This is a genomic window from Streptosporangiales bacterium (assembly GCA_009379825.1).
GTDB lineage: Bacteria > Actinomycetota > Actinomycetes > Streptosporangiales > WHST01 > WHST01.
Map to the genome: position 1 here is coordinate 1 of WHTA01000153.1, position 5072 is coordinate 5072.

Genomic DNA, 5072 nt, shown 5'->3' on the forward strand with positions numbered 1-5072 from the left:
CCATCGACGGCGGCATCAACATCAGCTGCTCACGATCACACACCACGAAGTTGTAAGCCACGCACCGATTCTTCCGACCGCCACGGACCACGGGCGCCCACGAAACGCGGATCCAGAGCCTGATTCGTGCGACAGCCTCCCGCGCCCGGGTTTCGCGTCCATCAGCTCCAGCCGCGCGCCGTGTTCTGGCGCACCGACCTGGCAGAGCGCGTAGCGGAACTCCGGTAGCACCTCGCCGACGAGTACGGACGCGCCGAGGTCGCGCCGGATACGCCGCAACCAGGCCTCGGCGTCGTGTACGGCGATCGACGTGTGGTCGAACTCGAACCTGGTATCCATCGTCAGGGCCTGATGCTCCACTGCCGCCGTTGTGGGCCCAGCGAGGAGCGTACCTTGTGCAGCGAGGCGTTGAGGAACGCGCAGGCGATCTCTCGGGTGTCGCGCGGGTCGATCATGTTCTCGACGCCGAACGCCTCCGCCGTCTGCCACGGGTCGGCCAGCGCGAGCATCCGTTCCTCTGCCTGCCTGCGGTACTCCTCGGGGTCGTCGGCCGCCTCGATCTCGCGCCTGAACCCGGCCTCCACGCCACCTTCGACGGGCAGGTCGCCCCACTCCGCAGTGGGCCAGGCGATACGCAGGCTGAGACCGTCGGGGTCGGACGTCGCCGAGACCGCCATGCCGTACGCCTTGCGCACCTGCACAGTGACGACCGACACCTCCGCCTGCACCAGTGACTGGATGGCGCGCATGCCCCAGCGCACCACGTTGCCGCGCTCGGCGTTCGGGCCGACCATGAAGCCCGGTACGTCGACGAAGTAGACGATCGGCAGGTGGAACGTGCTGCAGGTGTCCACGAACCGCACCTGCTTCTCCGCCGCGGCCGCGTCGAGCGCGCCGCCGAGATGCATCGGGTTGCTCGCGACGACACCGACGGGGATGCCGTCCATCCGCGCATACCCCGTCGTGACGCTGCGACCCCACTTCGGGCCCACTTCGAAGAACGAGCCGCGGTCGACGACCGCCTCGATCACCTTCGACGTCTTGTACGGCTGCCGCCGGTTCTCCGGGATGATGTCGAGGATCTCGTCGACGCGGCGGTCGGCCGGGTCCGAACGGTCACCTCGTGGTGGCATCTCCCAGACGTTCTGCGGCAGGTAGCCGAGCACGGTGCGCATCTGTTCGATCGCGTCGTCCTCGTCCTCGGCGATGTTGTCGATGGCGCCGGAGATGCCGGTGTGTATCTTCGCGCCGCCCAGCTCGTCCTTGTCGACGTCGATGCCCATGGCGCGCTTCACCAGCGGCGGCCCGCCGGCGAACATCACCGAGTCCTTCGTAATCACGGAGAAGTGGCTCAGCACTGTACGTCCCGCGGTGCCGCCTGCCGCCGCGCCACTGACCATGGTGAGCACCGGCACCTCGGCGAGCAGCTCGTAGGAACGGCCCCAGCTCAACGAGCTGACCAGGTACGCGTGTCCCTTCTCCGCCTGCGCCGCGACGTCGCCTCCGATGCCCTCCATGAACATCACGAGCGGGATGCGGTACTCGTGGGCGAGGTCCTCGACGAACCCGCCGAGCCCGCCCTTCATCCGGTCGAGGTACGTCTGGGGCGCGCCACCGCGCACGGTGAAGTCCTCGCCGCCGAGAGCCACCGGCCGGCCGGCGAACTCGCCGAGGCCGCAGACGTAGCTCGCCGGCAGCTGTCCCTGCAGTACGCCGGTCGCGTCGACGTCGTCGTAGGTGGCGAACTCACCGACCTCGTGGAACCTCGTCGACGCGCGGTCGATGCGTTCCCTGATTGTGTAGCGCCCCTGCTCGTGCGCGCGGTCGACGCGGCGCTGCCCGCCGAGCTCGCGAGCGGCGGCACGCCGCCGGTCGAGCTCGGCCAGCGCGTCCTTCCATGTGAAGCTCATCGAGCCACCTTCCCAGCGTCGGTCGCGACCTTGCTCTGTGGATGTACGTAGATGCCTGGACCGGCGGTCTCGCGGGACAACCGCCGCTTCTGGATGACGCCAGTGCCGACGCTGCGGACGAACGTGTCCGAGGTGGTCAGCTCGACGTACGTCGGCACCGCGTACCTGGGCAGGTTGTCCTCGCAGTACCCGAAGAACGCGTCCGGGTCGAACGTGTGCTCGTCGTCGGGTACGACGAACACCTTGATGTCGTCCTCGCCGCCCATCTCGTCGTGCACGCCGACGGCGGCGCACTCGTCGACTCCTGGCGCGCGCCGGATGACGAACTCCAGCTCGTACGCGGACACGTTCTCACCTCTGCGTCGCAGGCTGTCGGTGAGCCGCCCGACGAAGTACAGGAAGCCGTCCCCGTCCATCCGGCCGAGGTCACCGGAGTGGAACCAGAGGTTCTGCCACGCCTCGGCGGTCGCGTCCGGGCGCCGCCAGTACCCGAGGGTCATCATGTTGGCCCGCTGCGGCCGGTAGACGATCTGCCCGATCGCACCCGGCGCTACCTGCCGGCCGGACTCGTCGTGGACCTCGACGTCGAAACCGGCGCACGGCCAGCCGGCGCTGCCCTGTCGCCGGTGGTCGACCGTGTCGAACGTCGGCCCGTCGGCCTCGGTCTGGCCGAACATGCTCTGGATCCTTATGCCGAGGTTCTGCTCGAAGAACGTGTACGCCTCCGGCGGGATCGGCGCGCCGAGGAACCGGCGTACGGGGGTACCGGCGGCGGCCTCCGCGCCGAGCGTCATCACCACGGAGAGGACGGAGCCGATGACGAAGCACCAGGTGCACCCGAACTGCTCGATCTGTGGCCAGAACCGGCGCGCGCTGAACCTGCGGTCGAACGCGACGGAAGACCCGGACTGGACCACGGCGGGGAACACGACGTGGAAGTCGACGTGGAAGAACGGCAGCACGAAGTAGCCGGTGTCGGACGGCTGCAGGTCGAGCACGCCAGCGATGACCGCGCCGAGGTTGGCGAAGTAGGCCCGCGGCAGCATCACGCCCTTGGACGGGCCCGTGGTGCCGGACGTGTAGAGGATGGTGCCTAGGTCGCTCGGGCGCATGGCTGCAGTGGCGGCATCGAGCTCGGCATGTGTGGACGCGTCGATCTCTTCCGGGTAGCCGTGGTCGATGATCCGTACGGGGGCGGGCGGTTCGTCGCCGACGCAGTGCAGCAGCTCCTCCTCCACGACGAGGAGCGCCGGCTCGCAGTCGGCGAGCACCGACTGCATCAACGGGCCCTTGAGTTCAGCGTTGATCGACACCTCGACGGCGCCGACCCACCAGATGCCGTACTGCCAGGCGAGCCGCCAGGCGGAGTTGCCGCTGATGAGGGCGACCCGGTCACCGCTCTCGACGCCACGGCGCCTCAGCTCCGCGGCACAGCGCCGGCTGGCCGTGGCGAAGTCCCTTACGGTCCAGGCGTCGTCCGGCCAGCGCAACAGGACGCTCTGCGGGCGGTCGGTCTCCGCCTCGATGAGGTCGGCCACCGGCCCGCTGCGGTCGACCTCGACGGAGTCGAGGAAGGCTCCTCTCATAGATGTGGCTCGCCCCCGTTCGCGTCGATCACCTCGGCGGTGACGTAGGAGGTGGCGGGGGAGAGCAGGAACGCGACGACTTCGGCGATCTCCGACGGTTGGGCGAGGCGACCGAGTGCGATCGTCGACTCCCAGTGCTCGCGGACCGCGTCCGGCACCGCCTCGGTCATCGGTGTCTCCACCGCACCCGGCGCGACGGCGTTGCAGCGGACGCCGTACTTGGCGAGCTCCACCGCGACGGTCTTCGTCAGCCCGACGATGCCTGCCTTAGCGGACGCGTAGTTGGTCTGGCCGAACGTGCCGTGCCGCCCGGACGACGAGGTGTTGACGATCGAAGGGGCGGACGACTCGACGAGCAGCGGCCGCATCACCTGGCAGCCCAACCAGGTGCCGCGCAGGTGCACGTCGAGAACCTGTTGCCACTCCTCGTCGGTCATCCGCGCCATGGTGCGGTCGCGGGTGATGCCGGCGTTGTTCACCAGCCCGTCGAGCCCGCCGAGCTGCTGCTCGATCGAAGCCGCGGCGTCCTGCCACGACTCGCGCCGGCTTACGTCCAGCCGCAGTGCGAACGCGCCGTCGCCCAGCTCGTCGGCCAACTTGCTCGCGGCGGCCTGGTCGAGATCGCCGATGGCGACGGTGGCGCCTCGCTGTGCGAGCAGCGTGGCCGTCGCCCGGCCGATGCCGGACGCGCTCCCGGTGACCAGGTATCGGCGGCCGCCGTGGGCGTTTGGTCCGTGCTGTTCATGCATTGTCATCGCCTCCACCTACGAGAAGCACGTCATTGCCGCGCTGCACGACCGTCCCGTCCTGCTTGCTGACCGTCACCTCGACCGTGACGATGCCAGAACCCGGGCGCGACCGACTCGGCCTGAGGTCCGCGATGCGCTGTTCCATCCGGATCGTGTCGCCCGGGTACGTCGGCGCGACCATGGCGCGTTCGGCGTTGGGTAACCGAGGACGTTGAGCTCGTCGATGCCCGGGGTTCGCAGGCCGCTGGACATGGCGAGGACCAGCAGGCCGTGTGCGATGGGTCGTTCGTAGTCGGTGTTCGTGGCGACCCATTCCGCGTCGGTGTGTAGCGGGTTGAAGTCGCCTGAGATCCCTGCGAAAGACGCGATGTCGGCCTCCGTGACCGTGCGCCCGGCCGACTGGTAGGTCTCGTCGACGCTCAGCTCGCCGAACGTGCGTACACGTGCTTCTGACACGACCTGCTCCTCACTGACTGGTGGCATCTGCGGCTTCAGCTCAGTCGCTGGAGGACCATGGCCATGCCCTGCCCGCCGCCGACACACATGGTCTCCAGGCCGATCTCCTTGTCGCGGAAGGAGAGCGCGTTGACCAACGTGGACGTGATCCGCGCTCCGGTCGAGCCGAACGGATGCCCGACGGCGATCGCACCACCGTTGGCGTTGAGCTTGTCGAGTGGGATACCGAGCTCGAGGATGTCCCGAGTTCCGTTGAACTTCGGTGGCGGCCCCGAGGTGATCGTTAGGCCACCTGCTCGTGTTCAGCATCGCATGGGGTACTGACAGTCTCGGTGAACTGGGCGTTGAGCGTGTCGCGGAGCTGGCGGAGG

At 68.6% G+C, this 5072-nt stretch carries 4 protein-coding genes and 1 pseudogene; all 5 read right to left on the reverse strand.

What is annotated here, in order from left to right; genetic code table 11:
- Nucleotides 1–341: 341 nt before the first annotated feature.
- Nucleotides 342–1910, reverse strand: coding sequence for a propionyl-CoA carboxylase (locus tag GEV07_30660; protein ID MQA06871.1), 1569 nt, complete (start codon nt 1908–1910; stop codon nt 342–344).
- Entirely contained in the window at nt 1907–3496 is a 1590-nt protein-coding gene (locus tag GEV07_30665; GenBank protein MQA06872.1) for an AMP-binding protein, read from the reverse strand. The genes GEV07_30660 and GEV07_30665 overlap by 4 nt, the downstream gene beginning before the upstream one ends.
- A complete protein-coding gene (locus GEV07_30670) occupies nt 3493–4245 on the reverse strand; it encodes an SDR family oxidoreductase (protein MQA06873.1) in 753 nt (250 codons plus the stop codon). The genes GEV07_30665 and GEV07_30670 overlap by 4 nt, the downstream gene beginning before the upstream one ends.
- Before the next feature lie 72 nt (nt 4246–4317).
- Nucleotides 4318–4728, reverse strand: a complete 411-nt coding sequence (locus GEV07_30675) for a hypothetical protein (GenBank protein ID MQA06874.1) — start codon at nt 4726–4728, stop codon at nt 4318–4320.
- 8 nt (nt 4729–4736) lie between these two features.
- Nucleotides 4737–4934, reverse strand: a pseudogene (locus GEV07_30680) (acetyl-CoA C-acyltransferase).
- Between the last annotated feature and the right edge of the window lie 138 nt (nt 4935–5072).

Excerpts from the sequence above, each read along its gene's own strand:
- GEV07_30670 (MQA06873.1), bottom strand. The coding sequence starts at position 4,245 with ATGCATGAACAGCACGGACCAAACGCCCACGGCGGCCGCCGATACCTG.
- GEV07_30660 (MQA06871.1), bottom strand. The coding sequence starts at position 1,910 with ATGAGCTTCACATGGAAGGACGCGCTGGCCGAGCTCGACCGGCGGCGT.
- GEV07_30675 (MQA06874.1), bottom strand. The coding sequence starts at position 4,728 with ATGCCACCAGTCAGTGAGGAGCAGGTCGTGTCAGAAGCACGTGTACGC.
- GEV07_30665 (MQA06872.1), bottom strand. The coding sequence starts at position 3,496 with ATGAGAGGAGCCTTCCTCGACTCCGTCGAGGTCGACCGCAGCGGGCCG.